Source organism: Paracoccus sediminilitoris, from assembly GCF_003259195.1.
In the GTDB taxonomy this organism is placed as follows: Bacteria; Pseudomonadota; Alphaproteobacteria; order Rhodobacterales; family Rhodobacteraceae; genus Paracoccus; species Paracoccus sediminilitoris.
In genome coordinates this window covers 80542-102325 of sequence record NZ_QJPK01000007.1, presented here as the reverse complement: position 1 = coordinate 102325, position 21784 = coordinate 80542, and the positions used below count along the sequence as shown (strand labels likewise).

General features: G+C 65.8%; 24 protein-coding genes. 16 read left to right on the top strand and 8 right to left on the bottom strand.

The window, feature by feature from the left end; all coding sequences use genetic code 11:
• Positions 1-6: 6 nt before the first annotated feature.
• Complete coding sequence (locus tag DKT70_RS09510; protein WP_111558911.1) at positions 7-1584, bottom strand: DUF5928 domain-containing protein; 1578 nt, start codon at positions 1582-1584, stop codon at positions 7-9.
• A gap of 169 nt (positions 1585-1753) precedes the next feature.
• Here DKT70_RS09510 and DKT70_RS09505 point away from each other — a divergent pair, with 169 nt between their 5' ends.
• Entirely contained in the window at positions 1754-2572 is an 819-nt protein-coding gene (locus DKT70_RS09505) for a sulfotransferase family protein (RefSeq protein WP_111558910.1), read from the top strand.
• Positions 2573-2631: 59 nt separating this feature from the next.
• Here DKT70_RS09505 and dps read toward each other — a convergent pair whose 3' ends face one another.
• The 5 genes from dps to ndk all read right to left on the bottom strand — a co-directional run bounded on the left by dps (position 2632) and on the right by ndk (position 5921).
• Positions 2632-3105, bottom strand: coding sequence for a DNA starvation/stationary phase protection protein Dps (dps, locus tag DKT70_RS09500; protein WP_111558909.1), 474 nt, complete (start codon positions 3103-3105; stop codon positions 2632-2634).
• 163 nt (positions 3106-3268) lie between these two features.
• Entirely contained in the window at positions 3269-3502 is a 234-nt protein-coding gene (locus tag DKT70_RS09495) for an acyl carrier protein (RefSeq protein ID WP_072296443.1), read from the bottom strand.
• A 172-nt stretch (positions 3503-3674) separates the two neighbouring features.
• The gene (gene fabG, locus DKT70_RS09490) at positions 3675-4412 is read right to left on the bottom strand and encodes a 3-oxoacyl-ACP reductase FabG (protein WP_111558946.1); all 738 of its coding nucleotides are present in this window, start codon (positions 4410-4412) and stop codon (positions 3675-3677) included.
• Between the two features lie 27 nt (positions 4413-4439).
• Positions 4440-5366: an ACP S-malonyltransferase gene (gene fabD / locus DKT70_RS09485; protein ID WP_111558945.1), complete on the bottom strand. Its 927-nt coding sequence runs from the start codon at positions 5364-5366 to the stop codon at positions 4440-4442.
• Positions 5367-5498: 132 nt separating this feature from the next.
• Positions 5499-5921, bottom strand: a complete 423-nt coding sequence (gene ndk, locus DKT70_RS09480; RefSeq protein WP_072296445.1) for a nucleoside-diphosphate kinase — start codon at positions 5919-5921, stop codon at positions 5499-5501.
• Positions 5922-6151: 230 nt separating this feature from the next.
• Here ndk and DKT70_RS09475 point away from each other — a divergent pair, with 230 nt between their 5' ends.
• The 15 genes from DKT70_RS09475 (at position 6152) to urtE (ending at position 19780) form a co-directional block, all read left to right on the top strand.
• Entirely contained in the window at positions 6152-7264 is a 1113-nt protein-coding gene (locus DKT70_RS09475; RefSeq protein ID WP_111558908.1) for an AI-2E family transporter, read from the top strand.
• A 112-nt stretch (positions 7265-7376) separates the two neighbouring features.
• Entirely contained in the window at positions 7377-8141 is a 765-nt protein-coding gene (locus DKT70_RS09470; RefSeq protein ID WP_111558907.1) for a GNAT family N-acetyltransferase, read from the top strand.
• Positions 8142-8265: 124 nt separating this feature from the next.
• Positions 8266-9081: an urease accessory protein UreD gene (locus DKT70_RS09465; RefSeq protein ID WP_111558944.1), complete on the top strand. Its 816-nt coding sequence runs from the start codon at positions 8266-8268 to the stop codon at positions 9079-9081.
• Between the two features lies 1 nt (position 9082).
• A complete protein-coding gene (locus DKT70_RS09460; protein ID WP_072296448.1) occupies positions 9083-9394 on the top strand; it encodes an urease subunit gamma in 312 nt (103 codons plus the stop codon).
• Positions 9395-9958, top strand: coding sequence for a HupE/UreJ family protein (locus tag DKT70_RS09455; RefSeq protein ID WP_111558906.1), 564 nt, complete (start codon positions 9395-9397; stop codon positions 9956-9958).
• A gap of 3 nt (positions 9959-9961) precedes the next feature.
• Positions 9962-10270 (top strand): urease subunit beta, encoded by a 309-nt coding sequence (locus DKT70_RS09450; protein WP_111558905.1) that lies wholly within the window; start codon positions 9962-9964, stop codon positions 10268-10270.
• On the top strand, positions 10267-11952 hold the full coding sequence (gene ureC / locus DKT70_RS09445; RefSeq protein WP_111558904.1) for an urease subunit alpha: 1686 nt from the start codon (positions 10267-10269) through the stop codon (positions 11950-11952). The genes DKT70_RS09450 and ureC overlap by 4 nt, the downstream gene beginning before the upstream one ends.
• Before the next feature lie 9 nt (positions 11953-11961).
• Complete coding sequence (locus tag DKT70_RS09440) at positions 11962-12462, top strand: urease accessory protein UreE (RefSeq protein ID WP_111558903.1); 501 nt, start codon at positions 11962-11964, stop codon at positions 12460-12462.
• Positions 12416-13090 carry an urease accessory protein UreF gene (locus tag DKT70_RS09435; protein WP_233490512.1) on the top strand — a complete coding sequence of 225 codons (675 nt, stop codon included), beginning with the start codon at positions 12416-12418 and terminating at the stop codon, positions 13088-13090. The genes DKT70_RS09440 and DKT70_RS09435 overlap by 47 nt, the downstream gene beginning before the upstream one ends.
• Positions 13087-13710: an urease accessory protein UreG gene (ureG, locus tag DKT70_RS09430; protein ID WP_072296453.1), complete on the top strand. Its 624-nt coding sequence runs from the start codon at positions 13087-13089 to the stop codon at positions 13708-13710. Before DKT70_RS09435 ends, ureG begins: the two co-directional genes overlap by 4 nt.
• A gap of 207 nt (positions 13711-13917) precedes the next feature.
• Entirely contained in the window at positions 13918-15183 is a 1266-nt protein-coding gene (gene urtA, locus DKT70_RS09425; RefSeq protein WP_407672203.1) for an urea ABC transporter substrate-binding protein, read from the top strand.
• A 102-nt stretch (positions 15184-15285) separates the two neighbouring features.
• Positions 15286-17154, top strand: a complete 1869-nt coding sequence (urtB, locus tag DKT70_RS09420; protein ID WP_111558943.1) for an urea ABC transporter permease subunit UrtB — start codon at positions 15286-15288, stop codon at positions 17152-17154.
• A gap of 3 nt (positions 17155-17157) precedes the next feature.
• Positions 17158-18333, top strand: a complete 1176-nt coding sequence (gene urtC, locus DKT70_RS09415) for an urea ABC transporter permease subunit UrtC (RefSeq protein ID WP_111558900.1) — start codon at positions 17158-17160, stop codon at positions 18331-18333.
• Entirely contained in the window at positions 18330-19070 is a 741-nt protein-coding gene (gene urtD / locus DKT70_RS09410) for an urea ABC transporter ATP-binding protein UrtD (protein ID WP_111558899.1), read from the top strand. The genes urtC and urtD overlap by 4 nt, the downstream gene beginning before the upstream one ends.
• Positions 19071-19072: 2 nt before the next feature.
• Entirely contained in the window at positions 19073-19780 is a 708-nt protein-coding gene (gene urtE / locus DKT70_RS09405) for an urea ABC transporter ATP-binding subunit UrtE (RefSeq protein ID WP_111558898.1), read from the top strand.
• On the opposite strand, the gene DKT70_RS09400 is transcribed toward urtE, so the two are convergent.
• Both DKT70_RS09400 and DKT70_RS09395 read right to left on the bottom strand, forming a co-directional pair.
• Positions 19777-20226 (bottom strand): DNA polymerase III subunit chi, encoded by a 450-nt coding sequence (locus DKT70_RS09400; protein WP_111558897.1) that lies wholly within the window; start codon positions 20224-20226, stop codon positions 19777-19779. The genes urtE and DKT70_RS09400 overlap by 4 nt on opposite strands.
• A gap of 60 nt (positions 20227-20286) precedes the next feature.
• Positions 20287-21759, bottom strand: a complete 1473-nt coding sequence (locus tag DKT70_RS09395) for a leucyl aminopeptidase (RefSeq protein ID WP_111558896.1) — start codon at positions 21757-21759, stop codon at positions 20287-20289.
• Between the last annotated feature and the right edge of the window lie 25 nt (positions 21760-21784).

Genomic DNA, 21784 nt, shown 5'->3' with positions numbered 1-21784 from the left:
ACCTTTCTAGTCGTCAAAAAGATGCGGTGTTTCGGCCAGGATACGCGCGCTGTCGGCCGGGATCTTGAAGAAACCGGCCAGGGCCTCGGCGTTCTTTGCCGGCCCTGCCGTTTCCGAGATGATGGAAAGATGACTGAATCCCGCCTCCTTCAGCCGCTCGGCCTCGTGCTGAAGATCGCGGCGCACGATGGGCAGCAGGCTCTCGATCGGCGCCTGCAGGGCATCGTCGGCCACCAGCCCGACGCGGCCCATATGCCCGCGCACGTAATCGTCGTCGAACGCGCAGTCGATGAACAGGATGCGCACCTCGGACCGGTCATTGTCGAAATCCGTGATCAGCGACAGGGCCGACGGGTCCACGCAAAAGGCCAACCTCTCGGCGCCGAACTGGTCGAACAGCAGCTTGACCAGTGCGCGGCGGTGGCGCTGGCGCTTGCCAAGCGAGGATTCGACGCCGCCCATCTCGGGCAGGTGGGCCTCTTCCTCGTTGAACAGGTAATCGACTGCGGGAATGTCGGTATGCCGCCGCGCCGCAGCGGTCAGCCGCTTGGCCACATGCCATTTCTTGGCCACGATGATATGCGCGACGCGGTCATTGCCCAGGCTGCCATCCGTTTCCCAGAACCGCGGTGCAAAGCGGCGACCGATCCGACCCCGCCCGGTCAGAAAGCTGAACAATCGCCGCCCTTCGGCCGCGATGGCAAAATTCTGGCCGGTGGCCTGCCACAAGGCACCCAACCTTGCCCGCAACTCCAGCGCCTCGGGGCTGATCTTGCGGGCGAAGAGGTAATCCTGGCGCAGCAACAGGTCATAGTGATCGTTGTAGAAAGTCACCGGCATCCCGTAATCGGTGAAGATCAGGAAGGTCAGCGTCCGCGTGCGGATCTGGGTCTTGGGCACCACATGGGCCACAAGCGTCTGAAAAAAGGTTTCATCGGGAATCCAGGTGGTGCTGAAGAAGCGCACGATCTCGGGGCGGCGGCGGATCAGCTCCAGGATCGCCTCGATGGTCTGGCGCCGCAGGCACCACCATTGCGACCCGATCATCACCTGGATGTCCTTGGGCACCGCGCGCGTCAGATCGAACCGCTTCTGCAGGTCATAGCTGGTGTAGAACAGCCATTTCTGGGTGCGTTCGTTGAACCAGTGCCGATAGATCAGGCGCTCTTCCTTGAAACCCGTCTTGATCCAGTCGCTTTCGAAGAAATCGAAGCTTTCGATATAGTCGCAATCTTCGTCATCCAGGAAATTGCGCGCGAATTCGCCCGACTTGATGGGCATGCAATCGCCCGACAGCATGTAGAAATGGGTCGCTTGGGGAAACGCTGTCTCGGCAGCACGCAGCGCCTCAAGGGTGGCCGCCACCAGCGACCATTCCCCCCAGCCGCAATTCAGCCGCCTTTGCGCGAATGCGACGCCCGGATGGTCGCCAAGCGCCTGCTTGATCTGCTGGAACATCCCGGCGGGCGCGCGCTTGTCGAAATGGATCGAAACGTAATCGCCCGTGGCCGTCAGGCGCCGCGCCTGATCGATCACACCCTGTGGATCCTTGTGGGTCAGCAGAATGAAGGCAATGCGCGCCATGTTTCGAAGACTTCCCCCGCAATGATGACATTCGAATAGACGTAAGACGTTGAAAATCTCTGTCGGTTTTGCTCTGAATGTGTAACCATTTTTATCGTTGGGACAAGCAGCACGGCCGTTGGGCCCCCGTTCACCGGGTCGGATGCTCGCAATTCGGAGAAGTATTTGTATGGGTTTTCCCGGCGTCTGGATGACGGAAAGTGAAAGCATGGTCTATCGGGTCGTGCCGAAATGCGCCTGCTCGACCATCGGCCAGATCATGTACCATTCCGATCACGGGCACTTCTTTGACGGTGACATCCACGATTCAACCGAAGGCCTGCACAAATGGGCCCAGGATCACAGCCACGAACCGATCGAACGGGTCGTCCGCGCCCATGAGGCCGTGTCCTTCACCTGCGTCAGGAACCCCTATGCCCGCCTGCTGTCGTCGTTCTTCGACAAGATTGCCGGCATTCAGCGCAATGGCCGCCGTTATCGCGGCAACCTGGTGCCACAACTGACCCAACGCTATGGCATCGATGTCGGCAGCCCCGAAAACGGCTTCGATTTCGATCAGGTCACCAGCTTTCGCCGTTTCCTGCTGTTCGCACGCGACACCATCCGGTTCCGCAAGCCGATGGAACCCGACATCCACTGGTCGGCCATGTCCGGGCATATCTCGACCTTCATTGTGAACGGCGGGCGCTATGACCAGATCTTCCATACCGAAACCTTCAACGAAGGCATGCAGAAGGTCCTGGATGCCGCCGATACCAAGGTCGGGATCGATTTGGGCCAAGTGCCACGTTTCAACGAATCTGAAGGCCACGGCCCCAAGCGTACCCATAAGGTCAGCGATTATTTCGACGACCTGTCGCGCCACTTGATCTGGGAAATCTACAAGGACGATTTCCAGCTGTTCAAATACGACTTCGACGATCCGGACAACAAGTTCCCCGTGGGCGAGGTCGACATCGCCGAGGTTCACGCCAAGCTGGGTCGCTGACGCCCGTGACAGCAGAAGGGCGCCACCGGGGCGCCCTTTCTTTCGGTCCGACGGGTCCGTTATTCCAAGTGGCTTTCCAGGAACCACAGGTCCTTGTCGGCGGTCCGCGACGCGGCGGTAAAGATGTCGGCGGTGTCGGCCTCACCGGCTTCGTCGGTAATGTCGATGGCCTTGCGCAGGTTTTCACCGTGATCGCGCAGACGGTCGCACAATTCCTTCAGGTGGTCGTTCACCTTGGTCACATCGGTGGGATAGGGCTTCAGCGTCGATTCCTTGGCGACGTTTTCGGCGGTGCCGATGGCGACGCCATCCAGGATCTGGATGCGTTCGGCAAAGGTGTCCAGATGATCGTTCAGGCGGGCATTCACCCCGTCGACAAATTCATGAACGGCGATGAAGTTGATGCCCTTCATATTCCAATGCGCCTGCTTGATGGCCATCGACAGCGCCAGACCATCCGCCAGCCGGGCATTGAGTTCCGAGATTGCGGTCTTGCGGGCGTTATCGGTCAGCCCCTTCAACTTCACAGCCATGATCAGCTCCTTTGTCGTCATTCGGGCCTACAACCCGAACCGCCGCACGCCGGTTCCGTTCATGTCCTTGGGATGAAGAAGGGGAGAATGAAGAAACGGCGCCCCCCTTGCGGGAAGCGCCGTCATGAGTGTCGCCCGTGACCGGACGACCGAAAGCGTCGGATCAGACCGCGCCCTTGATGAAGCTCACGGCGTCGCCAACCGTCTGGATGGTTTCGGCGGCGTCGTCGGGGATCTCGATCCCGAACTCTTCCTCGAAGGCCATAACCAGCTCGACGGTGTCGAGGCTGTCGGCACCCAGATCGTCGATGAACGAAGCGGATTCGACCACCTTGTCTTCGTCAACGCCCAGGTGCTCGACTACGATCTTCTTCACGCGATCAGCGATATCGCTCATGTCATATCCTCATTCTCGCGGGCATCCGCCCATTTTTTGCACGGGCAAGCGGCCCGATTCAGCACAGGGCGGTTCCCCTGCTGCTAAAGCCGGGGATATAGCACCCATGAACCTTCATGCAACCGCTTTCGCAACAGATCCCGCGTGACGTTGCATGCAGGACCCAAGCCCGTCAGATCATCGCCATGCCGCCGTTCACATGCAGGGTCGTGCCGGTGACGTAACCCGCCTGGGGGCTGGCCAGATAGAGCACCGCCGCGCCGATATCGTCGGGGCTGCCCATCTGGCCGGCGGGGATCTGGGTCAGGATCTTGGCCTTCTGGTCGTCGGTCAGCTTGTCGGTCATCGGCGTGGCGATGAAACCGGGCGCCACACAGTTCACGGTGATCCCGCGGCTTGCAACCTCATAGGCCAGCGATTTCGACATGCCGACCAGCCCCGCCTTGGCGGCGGCATAGTTGCCCTGCCCCGGATTGCCCGTCGATCCCACGACCGAGGTGATGTTGACGATCCGCCCCCACCGCGCCTTCATCATGCCGCGCAGAACGCTGCGCGACAGCTTGAAGACGCTGGTCAGGTTCACGTCCATCACCTGCGACCATTCGTCGTCGGACATGCGCATGAACAGGTTGTCGCGCGTGATGCCCGCGTTGTTGACCAGCACGTCGATGCTGCCCATCGCCTCGGTCGCGGCCTTGGGCAGCGCCGCCACCGATTCGGGATCGCCCAGGTTCGCCAGAACCACATGCGCGCGGTCGCCCAAGGCATCGGCCAGTTCGCGCAAGGGGGCCTCGCGCGTGCCGGACAGGGCGACGGTCGCCCCCGCCCCATGCAGCGCGGTGGCGATCGCGCCGCCGATGCCGCCCGAAGCGCCGGTCACCAGCGCCGTCTTACCCGTCAGATCGAACATCTTCGCCTCATCCAGTCGTGTCATGTCTTATGCCTTCAGCGCCGCGATATCGGCGGGAGCGCCGATGTTGCGGACGGTCGCATCCTTGACGATGCGCTTGATCATGCCCGACAGCGCCTTGCCTGCGCCGATCTCCCAGAACTCGGTCACGCCGCCCTCGGCCAGATTGGCCATGGATTCGCGCCAGCGCACGGTGCCGGTCACCTGTTCGACCAGCAGGCGGCGGATGGCGCCCGGCTCGATCACCGGTTCGGCGCGCACATTGGCGATCAGCGGCACGGCGGGGGCCTGGATGTCGACGCCCGCCAGCGCATCCGCCATGACGGCTGCGGCGGGCTGCATCAGCACCGAATGGAAGGGCGCCGAGACCGGCAGCAGCAGCGCCCGCTTGGCACCGGCTTCCTTCATGGCGGCCATGGCCTGCTCGACCGCACCCTTGTGGCCCGAAATGACCACTTGGGCCAGGTCGTTGTCATTGGCGGCCTGCACGACCTCGTCGCCGCCGATATCGCGGGCGATGCGGTCCACGGTTTCGAAATCCAGGCCCAGGATGGCGGCCATGGCGCCGACGCCCACGGGCACGGCCTCCTGCATGGCCTGGCCGCGCAGACGCAGCAGGCGGGCGGTGTCGGACAGGGTCAGGGCGCCTGCGGCGCAAAGCGCGGAATATTCACCCAGCGAATGGCCCGCCACGAAATCGGCGTCGCTGATGTTGATGCCCTCGGCCTCCATCGCGCGGAAGGCCGCGATCGAGGTCGCCATCAGCGCCGGTTGCGCGTTCTGCGTCAGGGTCAGCGTTTCGGCATCGCCCTCCCAGATCAACTGCGACAGCTTTTCGCCCAGCGCCTCGTCCACCTCGTCGAAAACATCGCGCGCGGCGGGATAGGCCTCGGCCAGTTCGCGCCCCATGCCGACGGCCTGCGCCCCTTGTCCCGGAAACACGAATGCCCGCATCTTGGCCCCCAAATTGATTGAACGTTGTCCAAGGCAATAGCCTGCCCGCCACCGTCCCGCAACCAAGCCCATGATCCGCGCATGAAAAAGGGCCCCCGAAGGGGCCCCGTTCCCGTCCGTGATGGGCGGCGATCAGCCGACCAGTTCAAGACCCGAGAAGAAGAAGGCGATCTCTTCCTTGGCGGTTTCGGCAGCGTCCGAACCGTGGACCGAGTTTTCGCCCATCGACAGCGCGAATTCCTTGCGGATGGTGCCGGCATCGGCGTTCTCGGGGTTGGTGGCGCCCATCACTTCGCGGTTCTTGGCGATGGCATTTTCACCTTCCAGAACCTGCACGACGACCGGTTCCGAGGCCATGAACTCGACCAGTTCGCCATAGAAGGGGCGGTCCTTGTGGACTTCGTAGAACTTGCCGGCCTGCTCGGCCGACAGCTTGATGCGCTTTTGCGCGACGATGCGCAGACCGGCATCCTCGAACTTGGCGTTGATCTTGCCGGTCAGGTTGCGGCGGGTGGCGTCGGGCTTGATGATCGAGAGGGTGCGTTCGGTGGCCATGGGGTCATACCTTGTCTGACGGGCGGGACATGCCCGCCGTGAACTGAAATCCGCGTTCGATTAACAGGATCGCCCGCGCTGGGCAAGACGCCGACCCGCCGGGACGGGACGCTGGCCGACATGAACCCGTGCATCGCCGGCAAGGGATTCGCCCGTCGGGGGAACCCGCCCGCCAAGCAGCGGTTGGACCATGCGTTACCGCCCCCAGTCATTTCCATCCAGGACGACCCATGCCCCAACCCATCACCCCGCCCACCCATGACGACAGCCATGTCGAACCGCGCCGCCTGACGGTCGGCACGCTGGTCAGCGTTGCCGCGCTGGCGGTCCTGATCGCCGCAGCATGGGCATGGTCCGGCATCATCATGCTTGGTTTCGGCGCCATCCTGATCGCCATCGCCTTGCGGGCGGGGGCGCAGGGGCTGCATCGTCATCTTGGCCTGAACATCAAGCTGGGCGTTTTGGTCGTGGTGCTGGCCGTCGTGGCCGTCATGGCAGGCATTGTCATGCTGGCAGGCCAGCCCGTCGCGGATCAGTTCACCCAACTGGTGCAGGGGCTGCCGAAATCATGGGACCGGCTGCGGGACTGGGCCTCGGGGAACACTATCGTCTCGGCGATCACCGAACAGGTGCAATCCTCGGACCGGGTCGAGGAAGGGGCGTCGAAGCTGGCCGGCAACATTCCCGACATCATGGGCAAGCTGACCGGCATGGTGGACATGGTGCTGGGCGGCCTGTCCTCGGTGCTGTTGATGCTGATGGTGGCGATCTTCGTCGCGCTCGAGGCACCGACCTATCGCCGCGGTACGATCCGCCTGGTGCCGCTGCGTCATCGCACCCGCGCCCGTCACATCATGGCCGAACTGGGCGACCAACTGGGCCGCTGGATGGCCGGGCAGGCGCTGGACATGGCCATCGTCGCGGTGCTGGCAGGGATCGGGCTGTGGCTGCTGGGCGTGCCGCTGGCGCTGCTGCTGGCGCTGATCGCGGGGCTGACCAATATCGTGCCGATCATCGGCCCGGTCTTTTCGGGCGGGATCGCGGCGCTGTTCGCCCTGTCGCAGGGCTTTGACACCGCGCTCTATGTCGCGCTGCTGTTCGCCGCCATCCAGATGTTCGAAGGCAACATCCTGATGCCCCTGATTCAGCGGTTCGCCGTGCAGCTGCCCCCGGCGCTGACTATCATCGCCATCATGGCCTTCGGGGCGCTGTTCGGTTTTGCCGGGGTGATTCTGGCAGCGCCGCTGCTGATCGTGACCATGCTGCTGGTGCGGCGCATCTATATCGAGGGCGTCTTGGGCGACACCGAGAACGTCGCCCACGGCGATCATCATCGCGATTGATGCCCGACAGCGCAGCAGCAAACGGGGATTCTGACCCCTGCCGCGCGGCATTTCGTGATTTCGACACATGAAGGGGCTATGCTGGCCCCAAGGTTCAGCCAGGGGTCACGCCATGCAGCCGATCACCAAGGGTCTTTACCGGGCACGGCTGGCCGAAACGCCCGCCGATATCCAGGCGGCGCAGCGGCTGCGCTGGACCTGTTTCATGGCACGCGAAGACCAAGCCGATGACGGGGTCAGCCTAGACCGCGACGCCCTGGATGACGATTGCAGCCACATGCTGATCGAACAGGTCGCGTCGGGGCGGCTGGTCTGCTGCTTTCGTTTTCTGCCCCTGACCGACGGGTCGCAGATCGCCCGCAGCTATTCGGCGCAGTTCTATGACCTTGCCGCCCTGGGCCGCTTTGACGGCCCGATGGTCGAAATGGGGCGGTTCTGCATTCATCCCGACATCCACGATCCCAATATCGTGCGGCTGGCCTGGGCGGCGCTGACCCGCTTCGTCGAACTGACCGGGGCCGAGATGCTGTTCGGCTGTTCCAGCTTCGTGGGCTGCGAACCCGAACCCCATGCCGAGGCCTTCGCCATGCTCAAGGAACGCCATTTGGCCCCGCGGCGCTGGTGGCCACGCGTCAAGTCGCCCAAGGTCTTCCGCTTTGCCCGCGCGCTGCGGCTGCGCAAGCCCGACCCCCGCCAGGCCATGGCCGCGATGCCGCCGCTGCTGCGCAGCTATCTGGCGATGGGGGGCTGGGTCAGCGACCATGCCGTCGTCGATCCGGCGCTGCGCACCATGCATGTCTTTACCGGGGTCGAGATCCGCGCCATCCCCCCCGCCCGCAAGCGGCTGCTGCACGCGATGCTGGATCAACCGGTCTAGAACCGCCCAACCCGCAGGCAATCTGCCCATATTTCGAGCATAACCCATCTGGCTGCCCGCATGGCAAGCAATGCTGGCGCCGCGGGCAGTTGACCTTGCCCGGCCCTGCGCGCCCCTTGCACCCATGTTCGACACGACGCCCCCCGGAACCAAGATGCAGCGCAGCCATGGGGCGGCGCATGTGGTCATGGGCGGTGGCGGGCTGATCGACCTGTCGCAGGCCGGATCGGCCAAGGCGATGCTGCCGCGCATGACCGCGGGCCTGCCCGAGATCGTCTTCCTGAACACCTCGGGGGGGTTGGCATCGGGCGACAGTTTGCGCTTTGCCGTCGATCTGCAGGCGGGCACGCGCGCGCTGGCCACCACCCAGACCGCCGAGCGCGCCTATCGCGCGCCGGGTGATGCCGCCCGCGCGCAGGTCGCCCTGACCGTGGGGGCCGGGGGCTGGCTGGACTGGCTGCCGCAGGAAACCATCCTCTATGACAATGCCCGGCTGGAGCGCGACACGCAGGTCGATCTGGCGGGCGACGCGGGCTGCATGCTGCTGGAGGTGCTGGTCCTGGGCCGTCTTGCCATGGGCGAAACCATCAGTCACCTGCACCTGCGCGACCGCCGCGTGGTGCGCCGCTACGGGCGCGTGATCCATCACGACGCGCTGGCGCTGGATGACGCCGCCCTGCCCCGCCTTGGCGACCCTGCCATGCTGGCCGGCGCGCGGGTGATGGCCAGCATGGCGGTCATTGCGCCCCATGCCGCCGACCTGCTGCCGCGCGCCCGCGCGGTGCTGGACGAACCGGGCGTGACCGCCGCCGCCAGTGCCCTGCCGGGGCGGCTGTGCCTGCGCATCCTGTCCCGTGACAACTGGCCGCTGCGGCGGCAGGTGAACCGATTGCTGGGCGCGCTGCGTCCCGACCCCCTTCCCCGTATCTGGCAGGTCTGACATGAACCTTTCCCCCCGCGAACGCGAGAAACTGCTGATATCCGTCGCGGCCATGGTCGCGCGTGGCCGCCTTGAACGCGGTGTCAAGCTGAACCACCCCGAGGCCATCGCCCTGATCACCGATTTCGTGGTCGAGGGTGCCCGCGACGGCCGGACCGTCGCCGACCTGATGCAGGCGGGCGCCCATGTGATCACCGCGGGCCAATGCATGCCGGGCATCCCGCAGATGATCGAATCCGTCCAGGTCGAAGCCACCTTTCCCGACGGCACCAAGCTGGTCACCGTCCACCACCCGATCCGCCAGGAGGCGTGAATGAAAAGATTTTCCGCAACCATTGCCGCGACTCTTCTGCCCGTTGCGGCCTTCGCCCATCCCGGCCATGTCGACCACGCCAACCCGCTGATCGACGGCCTGACCCACCCCGTATCGGGGGGCGATCACCTGCTGGCCATGCTGGCGCTCGGCCTTCTGGCCGCACAGATGGGCGGCCGGGCGATCTGGGCGCTGCCGGTAACCTTTGTCGGGTCGATGATCGCGGGCGGGTTGCTGGCCGACGGCGCCCCCCTTGCCGGGGTCGAGCCGATGATCCTGGCCTCGGTCGTGATCCTGGGCGTGCTGGTGGCGATGGCGATGCGGCTGCCGATGGTGGCGCTGTTGCCGATGGCGGCAGTCTTTGGCGCGGCGCATGGCTGGGCGCATGGTGCCGAAGGCCCCGCACAGGGCGCAGGTCTCTATGCGGCGGGCTTTGCGGCGGCGACCATGGCGCTGCATCTGCTGGGCATCGTGCTGGGGCGCGCGGCGCGGGGCGCCATGGCGCTGCGGTGGCTGGGCGGCGCGACTTCGGTCGCGGGTCTGGCCCTTGTCGTGGCGGGCTGAGCCATGATCCCCGGCGAAATCCTGACCGCCCCCGGCGACATCACCCTGAACCAGGGCCGCCCGACCATCGACCTGATGGTCGCCAATACCGGTGACCGCCCCATCCAGGTCGGCAGCCATTACCACTTTGCCGAAACCAATCCCGGCCTGGATTTCGACCGTCAGGCGGCCCGCGGCATGCGCTTGGCAATTCCGGCAGGCACCGCCGTCCGCTTCGAACCCGGCCAGTCGCGGCAGGTCACGCTGGTGGCCTATGCAGGCGACCGCATCGTGCAGGGCTTTCGCAAGGACATCATGGGGGCGCTGACATGACCACGCTTTCGCGCGCCGATTACGCGGCGCTTTACGGCCCCACCACCGGCGACCGCATCCGCCTGGCCGACACGGAACTGCTGATCCAGGTCGAACGCGACCTGACCACCCCCGGAGAGGAGGTCAAGTTTGGCGGCGGCAAGGTCGTCCGCGACGGCATGGGACAGTCTCAGGTCACGCGGGCCGATGGCGCGATGGACACGGTCATCACCGGCGTCGTGGTCTTCGACCATCAGGGCATCATCAAGGCCGATGTCGGCCTGCGCGACGGCCGCATCGCCGGGATCGGCAAGGCCGGCAACCCCGACACGCAACCCGGCGTCACCCTGATCATCGGGCCGGGCACGGAAATCATCGCGGGCGAGGGGCGCATCCTGACGCCCGGCGGGTTCGACTGTCACATCCATTATATTTGTCCGCAGCAGGTCGAACATGCGCTGCATTCGGGCGTCACCACCCTGCTGGGCGGTGGCACGGGGCCTGCGCATGGCACGCTGGCCACCACCTGCACCCCCGGCCCGTGGCACATCGCACGCATGCTGGAGGCTTGCGCCGAACTGCCGGTCAATATCGGCATCGCGGGCAAGGGCAATGCCAGCCAGCCCGCGCCGCTGGAGGAACAGGTCCGCGCCGGGGCCTGCGCGCTGAAGCTGCACGAAGACTGGGGCACCACCCCCGCCGCCATCGACACATGCCTGACCGTGGCCGACCAGATGGACGTGCAGGTGATGATCCACACCGACACGCTGAACGAATCCGGTTTCGTCGAGGACACGATGGCCGCCATCGCGGGCCGCACCATCCACGCCTATCACACCGAAGGTGCGGGCGGCGGGCATGCGCCCGACATCATCCGCATGGTTGGCATGGGGAACGTCCTGCCATCGTCCACCAACCCGACGCGGCCCTATACCGGCAACACGATCGAGGAACATCTGGACATGCTGATGGTCTGCCACCATCTGGACCGGCGTGTTCCCGAAGACGTGGCCTTTGCCGAATCCCGCATCCGCCGCGAGACCATCGCTGCCGAGGATATCCTGCACGATCTGGGCGCGTTCAGCGTCATCTCCTCGGACAGCCAGGCGATGGGCCGGATCGGAGAGGTGATCATCCGCACCTGGCAGACGGCCGACAAGATGCGCCGCCAGCGCGGCCGGCTGGAGGGCGAGTCGGGCGACAACGACAACCTGCGCGCCCGTCGCTATATCGCGAAATACACCATCAACCCCGCCATCGCCCATGGCGTCAGCGCCCATATCGGCTCGATCACACCGGGCAAGCGCGCCGACCTGGTCCTGTGGTCGCCCGCCTTCTTCGGCGTCAAGCCCGAGATGGTGCTGGTCGGCGGCCAGATCAGCGTCGCGCAGATGGGTGATCCGAACGGGTCCATCCCCGTTCAGCCGGTCTTCAGCCGACCCATGTGGGGGCATACGGGCCGCGCATCGGCGATGTTCGTCAGCCGCGCAGGGCTGGAGGCCGGGGCCGCAGGTGATCTGTCAAAGACCCTGATCGCGGTCGAACACACCCGCGACATCGGCAAGTCCGACATGGTCCTGAACGACGCCATGCCGCAGATCGAGGTCGACCCCGAAACCTACGAGGTGCGCGCCGACGGCCAGCTGCTGACCTGCGAACCCGCCACCGAACTGCCGATGGCGCAGCGCTATTTCCTGTTCTGAGGACAAGACATGACGATCCATTCCCATTCCGTGATCCGCGCGGCCCACGGCCCCTTCGACGGAGAGGTCAGCCTGGATTACGACGCGCGCCTGCTGCGCCGCAAACGCCTGACCTTCGATGGCGGCGATTTCCTGCTGGACCTGCCCGAGGTGACCAGCGTCGATGACGGCGACGCCTTTGCGCTGTCGGATGGCCGCCGCATCGCGGTGCGCGCCGCCCCCGAACCGGTGATCCTTGTTCGCGGCCCCCTGCCGCGGCTGGCCTGGCATATCGGCAACCGCCACACGCCCTGCCAGATCAAGGACGATCATCTAGTCATCCGCCAGGATCACGTGTTGCAGGCCATGCTGGAACAACTGGGCGCGGACCTGACCCTGACGACCGCCCCTTTTACCCCCGAAGGCGGCGCCTATGGCCATGGCCGCACCTTCGGCCATGATCACGGGCCGAACACGCACAGCCATGACCACGATCACGGGCATGACCACCACTATCATGACCACGCCTGAAACAGCCCGCCTGCAGCTGGCGCAATGGCTGTCGCCCGCCTTTCCGGTGGGCGGCTTTGCCTGGTCGCAGGGGCTGGAGCAGGCGATGGATCAGGGGACGGTAACGCGTACCACCCTGCCGCGATGGTTGGGCGACTGGCTGGACCATGGCGCGGGCTGGACCGATGCGGTGCTGGTGGCGCTGGCGCTGGCCCCGGATGCCGACCATGACGCGTTGGACGACCTGGCCCGCGCGGCCTGCCTGACATCGGAACGCCTGTCGGAAACGATCGAACAGGGCACCGCCTTTGCCGCCAATGTAACCGCGCTGACGGGCCGCGACCAGACGCCCGCCGCCCTGCCCGTCGCCTTCGGCCGCGCCTGCGCCGCCATGCCCCTGCCCGCGCCCGAGATCATCGCCGCCTTTCTGCTGGCACAGGCTCAGGCGCAAATCAGCGCCGCCGTGCGCTTCATGCCGCTTGGGCCGGTGCAGGGTCAGGCAATGCTGGCCGCCCTGCACCCCGTCATCCTGGCCTGCGCCCATCGGGCAGTCGGCGCCACCCAGGGCGATCTGGCCAGCGCTACTTGGGGCGCGGATATCGCCCAGATGCGCCACGAAACCATGACCACAAGGATCTTTCGATCATGAGCCTGAACGGACCCCTTCGCGTCGGCATCGGCGGCCCCGTCGGTGCGGGCAAGACGACCCTGACCGAACAGCTGGCCCGCGCGCTGGCCCCCCGCCTGTCGATGGCGGTGATCACCAACGACATCTATACGCGTGAGGATGCCGAGGCGCTGATGCGCGCCCAGGTCCTGCCCGTGGAACGCATCCGCGGCGTCGAAACCGGCGGCTGTCCCCACACCGCCATCCGCGAGGATGCCAGCATCAACCTGGCCGCCATCGCCGACCTGAACGCGGCCTTCCCGGATCTGGACCTGGTGCTGATCGAATCGGGTGGCGACAACCTGGCCGCGACCTTCAGCCCGGAACTGGCCGATCTGACCATCTATGTCATCGATACCGCCGCCGGTCAGGACATTCCGCGCAAGCGCGGCCCCGGTCTGGCGCGATCGGACCTGCTGGTCGTGAACAAGACCGACCTTGCCCCCCATGTCGGCGTCGATGCCACCTTGCTGGAAAGCGATGCGCGGGCGGCACGGGGCACGCGGCCCGTGGTCATGGCCCAGCTGCGTCATGGCGGCGGCGTTCAGCAGATCGTCGATTTCCTGGTGGACCAGGGCGGATTGACGCCCCGCGCCACCTGAACTGCCCGCAGGGCAGGCAGCCGCCCCGCAGCCTGCCCACCCACGCGCCAGATGGCGCATCTGCCCCACGAACACTGCCCCTTTCCTGTCCAACTGCACGGTTTTCGCGTCCTTTTGAAACCGCGAGGGCAAAGCCCCTCAACAGTTCGACAGGGAGACCGGACGCAGAGCCGGCGGGAAAGGGTAAGAATGACCGGATTTACCAGAATGTTTTTGCTGACCAGCGCCTTGACGGCAGCGGGCGGCGCATGGGCCCAAGAGGGCGAGCCGATCAAGATCGGCGTATTGCATTCGTTGTCGGGCACGATGGCGATTTCCGAAACCACGCTGAAGGACACCGTCCTGATGCTGGTCGAACAGCAGAACGCCAAGGGCGGCGTCCTTGGCCGCCCGCTGGAGGCGGTGGTCGTCGATCCGGCCTCGGACTGGCCGCTGTTTGCGGAAAAGGCGCGCGAGCTGCTGACGGTCAGCGACGTGGATGCGATCTTTGGCTGCTGGACCAGCGTCAGCCGCAAATCCGTCCTGCCGGTGATCGAGGAGCTGAACGGTCTTCTGTTCTATCCCGTCCAGTACGAGGGCGAGGAATCCTCCAAGAACGTCATCTATACCGGCGCCGCCCCGAACCAGCAGGCGATCCCCGCTGTCGATTACATGCGCGACGAACTGGGCGTCGAAAAATGGGCGCTGTTGGGCACCGACTATGTCTATCCGCGCACCACGAACAACATCCTCGATGCCTATCTGAAGGATAACGGCACCGCCGAGGAGGACATCTTCGTCAACTATACCCCCTTCGGGCATTCCGACTGGTCCAAGATCGTGGCCGATGTCGTGGCGCTTGGCGCAGACGGCAAGAAGGTCGGCGTCGTCTCGACCATCAACGGCGATGCCAACGTGGGCTTCTACAAGGAACTGGCGGCGGCGGGCGTTTCTGCCGACGACATCCCCGTCATGGCCTTTTCCGTGGGCGAGGAGGAGCTGTCGGGTCTGGATACCACCAACCTTGTCGGCCACATGGCAGCCTGGAACTATTTCCAGACGGCCGAGAGCGAACAGAACGATGAATTCATCGCCGCCTGGCATGAATTCACCGGCGACGACAACCGCGTGACCAACGACCCGATGGAGGCCACGATGATCGGCTTCAACGCCTGGGTCGCCGCGGTCGAGGCCGCGGGCACCACCGACGTGGACCCGGTCCTTGACGCCATCGTCGGGGTCGAGGTCCCGAACCTGACCGGCGGCACCGCGCAGGTCCTGCCCAACCACCACCTGACCAAGCCCGTCCTGATCGGAGAGATCCGCGAGGACGGACAGTTCGACATCGTCAGCCAGACCGAGCCCGTGCCGGGCGATGCCTGGACCGACTTCCTGCCCGAATCCGCCGTGCTGGACGCCGATTGGGCGGAAAAGGATTGCGGCATGTTCAACACCGATACCGGTGCCTGCGTGCAGCAGCAGTCGAACTATTGACCTGACATCGGGCGGTTCTGCACCGCCCGATCCCCCGTTTCGGAAGGATACCCCCCAGTGCCCCGGTTCCGCCTGATCGCCGTCCTGCTGACGGCGCTGCTGATGCCCCTTGCCGCCGTCGCGCAATCGCTGGATGCGGTGGTGGCCGACAGCATCGACCAGATCGAAAAGCCCTCTCGACGGACGGTGGGACCGCTGGTCGACCAGATCGCGGCCACGGGGCCGCAGGGGCTGGCGCTGCTGCAGGCATGGGCGGACAGGAACCTGGTCCTGACCGAAGGGGGCGACCTGCTGATCCTGGACGGCGACACGGCGACCGACGCGCTGACGGGCGAGGCCGCCCCGGCGCCCGACGCCCGCCCCCTGCGCCCCAATTCAGGCGTGCGCGGTGTCATCGAAAGCGCGCTGGTCGCAAGCCAGCTGAAAGACCCCGACCCCGCCCGCCGCGCCATGGCGCTGGACACGCTGGCACGGTCCGGCAATGCCGATCAGCTGGCCCCCCTGCGCGCCGCGCTGGACGATCCCGACCCGGTGCTGGCCGCCCGCAAGGCGCGATTGGAAAAGCTGATGACGATCCAGCACGGCACCGACCCCGCCGCCCGCATCGCCGCGATCGAGGCGATGGCAGGCGATGTCGCGCTGGATTTCAGGGCCGTGCTGAACCCGCTGCTGGCAACGCGGCTGGTGGCCGATATCGATGTGCCGCAGGGCAATGTCGCGCGCGAAATGACCGTCGGTGACGACCTGCCCCGCGCCGATGCCCTGGCGGCGCTGGTCGACAAGGGTGCGCTGCAACCCTTCATGACCTCGGACGAACAGCGCGCTGCCCTTGCCGCCAACATCGTCGATGGCCGCGTCGCAGGCACCCCTGTCGCCAATCTGGGCGATCCCGACATCCGCGACGCCGCCTATGACGCGCTGGAGGCCTCGGGCGCCGTCCCCCCCGCCGCCACCGAATCCGAGGCCCGCGAGGCACTGGAGGCGCACCGTTTCTTTCAGCTCTACGCCGAACCCGACAGCGCCGTCACCGATGCCGCCCGCGCCGCCCAGACCAGTGCCGAGGTCCGCCTGGGCGCGATGAAAGGCGTCGATCTGGGGCTGGACGCGCTGTCGCTGGCATCCATCTATTTCCTGGCGGCGATCGGGCTGGCCGTCACCTTCGGCGTCATGCGCGTCATCAACATGGCGCATGGCGAATTCATCATGATGGGCGCCTATACCGCCTATACCGTCCAGACGCTGATCGCGGACCGCACACTGTCGCTGGTGGTGGCGCTGCCGCTGGCCTTTGCGGTGACCGCGCTGGCAGGGGTGATCCTCTATCGCCTCGTCATCCGCCATCTGGCCCATCGCCCGTTGGAGACCCTGCTGGCGACCTTCGGTGTCTCCATCGCGCTGCAGCAGCTGGCCAAGAATATCTTCGGGACGCAGGCCCGTCCGCTGACCGCGCCTGCGTGGCTGGAGGGGTCGATCACCATCAACGACGTCATCTCGATCAGCTCGATCCGCGTGGCGATCTTCGTGCTGGCGCTGCTGTTCCTGGGGCTGTTCCTGTTCATCATGAAGCGCACGAGGCTGGGGCTGGAGGTCCGCGCCGTCACCCAGAACCCCGGCATGGCGGCATCCATGGGCATCAACCCCGACCGCATCGCGATGATGACCTTCGGCCTTGGGTCCGGCATCGCAGGCATCGCGGGCGTCGCCATCGGCCTTTTCGCGCAGGTCACCTCCGAACTGGGCCAAGGCTATATCGTGCAAAGCTTCATGACCGTGGTCGTGGGCGGTGTCGGCAACATCTGGGGCACATTGGCAGGTGCGGCGCTGATCGGCGGGCTGTCCAAGGTCATCGAATCGCTGAACCCCGGCAATACGCTGGCGGCTCAGACCTTCATGATCCTCTTCATCATCATCTTCATCCAGTTCCGGCCCCGTGGGATCATCCCGCAAAAGGGCCGCGCGGCAGAGGTCTGATCCATGACGCGAACCCCCTTCATCCTGCGCAACCGCTCGGTCCTGCCGGTGCTGGCCGTGCTGACGGCCTTCACGCTGGCCGTCACCTTCCTCAGCCACGCCTATGGCAACGGCGTCATCCCGACATCGATGGTCAAAGTGCTGGGCAAGACCCTGTGCCTGGCGCTGGCCGCCGTCGCCATGGACCTGGTCTGGGGCTATCTGGGCATCCTGTCCCTGGGCCAGATGGCGTTCTTCGCCCTTGGCGGCTATATGATCGGCCAATGGCTGATGTATGCCCGGACCGAAGATATCGTCGCCGCATCCTTGGCACAGAACCCCATCCCGCCCACCCCGCTGGAGCTGCAGCAGGCCACCGCCAACCAGATCTTCGGCGTCGTCGGATCGGCCGAACTGCCCGTCACATGGAGTTTTGCGCATTCCCTGCCCTTGCAGCTAATGCTGGTCGTGGCCGTGCCGGGGCTGCTGGCGCTGGTCTTTGGCTGGCTGGCCTTTCGCAGCCGCGTCAACGGCGTCTATCTGTCGATCCTGACGCAGGCGATGACGCTGGCCCTGGCGCTGTGGCTGTTCCAGAACGACAGTGGCTTTCGCGGCAACAACGGGCTGTCGGGGTTGCAGAACCTGCCGGGGCTGGACGCGGTCGGACAGGCGCGGATCTCGGTCTGGTTCCTCTGGGCGTCGGCCGTGGCCCTGGGGCTGTGCTATGTGCTGGCCGCCTGGATCGTCAGCGGCAAGTTCGGCAGCGTGATCCGCGCCATCCGCGACGACGAAACCCGCGTGCGTTTCCTGGGCTACCCGGTCGAGGGCTTCAAGCTGGTCGTCTTCACCCTTGCCGCCATGATCACCGCCATTGCGGGGGCGCTCTATTACCCTCAGGCCGGCATCATCAACCCGGCCGAGCTGATGCCCATCGCGTCTATCTATCTGGCAGTCTGGGTCGCCATCGGCGGGCGCGGTCGGCTTTATGGCGCGATCATCGGGGCGGTGGTCGTGTCGCTTCTGTCCAGCTGGTTCACCGGCGGGCGGGCACCCGACATCACCCTGCCCGGCTATGTCGTCAAATGGGTGGATTGGTGGCAGGTGGCGCTTGGCCTGTCCTTCGTGCTGGTTACCCTCTTCGCCCCCAAGGGCATCGCCGGCATCTTCGACCTGATCCCCGCACGAAAGGACAAGGCATGAGCGCGCTTCTGGAAGTCAGCGGAGTCTCCGTCAGCTTCGACGGGTTCCGCGCCATCAACAATCTGTCCTTCAACATCGACGAACGCGAATTGCGCGCGGTGATCGGCCCGAACGGTGCGGGCAAGACGACCTTCATGGACATTGTCACCGGCAAGACCCGCCCCGACAAGGGACAGGTCCTGTGGGGCGAAACCTCGAAATCGCTGCTGAAGCTGACCGAATCGCAGATCGCCCGCGCGGGCATCGGCCGCAAGTTCCAGCGCCCCACCGTCTTCGAGGATCAGACGGTCGAGGACAACCTGATCATGGCGCTGAAGGCCAATCGCAATCCCTTTGCCGTGCTGACCTGGCGCCCCGCCTCCGCCACCGGCGCCCGCGTTACCGAACTGGCCGCCGAGGTCGGCCTGTCGGACCACATACACCGCCAAGCCGGCCAGCTGAGCCATGGCCAGAAGCAATGGTTGGAGATCGGCATGCTGCTGGCGCAGGAACCCCGCCTGCTGCTGGTCGATGAACCGGCCGCGGGCATGACGCTGGCCGAACGCGAGTTGACCACCGCGCTGCTGGTGCGGCTGGCGCAGACGCGGGCGGTGGTGGTCGTCGAACATGACATGGATTTCGTGCGCCGCCTGAACTGCAAGGTCACGGTTCTGCATCAGGGATCTGTCCTGGCCGAAGGATCGCTGGACCATGTCACCCGCAATCCCGACGTGATCGAAGTCTATCTGGGGCGATGAAGATGCTGAACGCGACCAACCTGACCCTGCATTACGGCGGCAGCCAGATCCTGCACGGGATCGACATCGCGGCCCGTCCCGGCGCTGTCACCTGCGTCATGGGGAATAACGGCGTGGGTAAGACGTCGCTGATGAACCTGCTGGCCGGACGGCACCCGCGTTCCGGGGGCGAGATCACGATGGAAGGCAAGCCCCTGGGCCGCGTCACCGCCCAGCAGATGGCGCGGCTTGGCGTGGGATACGTCCCGCAGGGCCGCGCCATCTTTCCGATGCTGAGCGTGCGCGAGAACATGGAGACCGGCTTTGCCTGCCTACCCCGCACCGAACGCCGCATTCCTGATGAGATCTTCGACAGTTTCCCCGTTCTGGCCGAAATGGCCCATCGACGCGGCGGCGACCTGTCGGGGGGCCAGCAGCAACAGCTGGCCATCGCCCGCGCCCTGATCACCAAGCCGCGCGTCCTGCTGCTGGACGAACCGACCGAGGGCATCCAGCCCAACATCATCGCCCAGATCGGCCGCGTCATCGCCGCCCTGCGCGACCGGGGCGACATGGCCATCGTGCTGGTCGAACAGTTCTTCGACTTCGCCTGGGATCTGGGCGACGATTTTCTGGTGATGGAACGGGGCCGCGCCGTGATGCAAGGCCCCAAGGCGGATCTGCGGCGCGAGGATCTGCATGCACGGCTGGCAGGCCACGCCGCGGCCTAACGCTTGCGTTCCCAACGGCCCGACTCCTCGGACCAGTACTGCGCCTCGATGCCGGCGCCGGTCAGTTCGCGCCACTGGTCGCGGGCCTGCGCTGTGGCCGTGTCGTCGCCCCCATCGAAGATGATGCAGGCGCGGTCAAGCCGGGCCATTTCGTCGGGCGTCACTGCCACGCCGTCCAGCGCCATCAGGCAGGCCGGATCATTGGCCGCCTGTTGCCCCGCCACCGTCAGCAGCACCGGTTGGCGGGCGTCATGCGGACCGCCAGCCATGCCATGCGGCAGAAAGCCTTCGGCCTGCCACAGATACAGGTCCAACCGTTCCAGCCGCTGCGCCTCTGCGGCCCGCAATTCGCAACGCCAGCCGGCAGCCAGTGCCTTGCCCATCAGGACAGGCACCAGCTGTTCGGCAGGCGAGCGTGTCAGATGGTAAAAAAGCGCGTTCCCCATCGGATCACGCAGCCCGCCGCGACCGGAGGATGCCGGACGCGGTCATGATGTCGTTCAGGATCACTTGGATTCGAACTGGTCGCGGACCAGGCGGTCCAGCGTCATCACGCCCCAACCCGTCGCGCCCTTCGGCGCCAGATCGGTGGCCGAGGGCGGCAGCGCCACGCCCGCGATATCCAGATGCGCCCAGGGCTGGCCCGGCTTGATGAAGCGTTGCAGGAACTGCGCCGCCGTGATCGAGCCCGCCGCGCGACCGCCGGTGTTCTTCATGTCGGCCAGACGCGACTTGATCAGATCGTCATAGGGCTTGCCCAGGGGCAGACGCCATGCGCCCTCGCCCTCGGATTTGGCGGCGGTCAGGATCTGGTCGGCGAAGGTGTCGTCGTTGCAGAAGACGCCCGCGTTGTCATGGCCCAGGGCGATGATGACGGCGCCCGTCAGGGTGGCCAGATCGACGATGGCCTTGGGCTCGAAGCGTTCCTGCGCATACCAAAGCACGTCGGCCAGAACCAGGCGACCCTCGGCGTCGGTGTTGATCACCTCGATCGTGTCGCCTTTCATGGATTTCACGATGTCGCCGGGGCGCTGCGCCTTGCCGTCGGGCATGTTCTCGACCAGGCCGACCAGCCCCACGACATTGGCCTTGGCCCGACGCAGCGCCAGCGTGCGCATGACGCCCGCCACGACGCCCGCGCCGCCCATGTCCATGGTCATGTCCTCCATGCCGGCGGCGGGCTTGATGGAAATGCCGCCGGTGTCGAAGACGACGCCCTTGCCGACCAGCGCCAAGGGTGCCTCATCCCCGCCGCCGTTCCAGCGCATGACCACGACCTTCGAGGGCGATTCGCTGCCCTGACCGACAGCCAACAGGGCGCGCATGCCCAAGGCCTCCAGCTCGTCCTCCTCCAGGACCTCGACCTCGAGGCCGATCTCTTCCATCGCGTGCAGGCGGTCGGCGAAATCGGTGGTGGTCAGGACGTTGGCGGGTTCGTTCACCAGGTCGCGGGTGAAAAAGACGCCCTCGGCGAGGGCTGCGGCATCGGCGGCGACGCGGGCCAGTTCCTCGGGCTTCTTGACCAGGAAGGTGACATGGGGGCGCGCGGCGTCATCGGCATCGTCGCGGTCGGTGTGATAGGCCCCGAAGTCATAGCTGCGCAGTGCCAGCCCCAGCGCCACGTCATTGGACAGCTTGTGCGCCCCGGCCATCACCAGCATGTGACCCCGGCCCAGCTTGGCGCCGATGGCCGCACCGGCGCGACGCGCCTCGGATTGGGTGGCGTCATGGGGCAGCATGACCAGCAGCAGGCTCTCGGCCTCCATGCCGGCGGGAAAGGCCAGTTCCATCACCTGTCCGGGCTTCAGCGCCTGCCCTGCCTTCGAGGCCAGCGCACGGGACGCGGCCTCGCGCGCGGGGCGCGGCAGCTTGCCGGGCAGCCGGTCGGTCGCCGTCAGCACCAGGGCGACGCGGCCCTGATGCTCGGCGATCTTGTCGGGGGCATTGTCGGTGAAGTTGATCTCAACAGGTTGGGTCATCGAAAAAGGATCCTCGTGTCGTGTT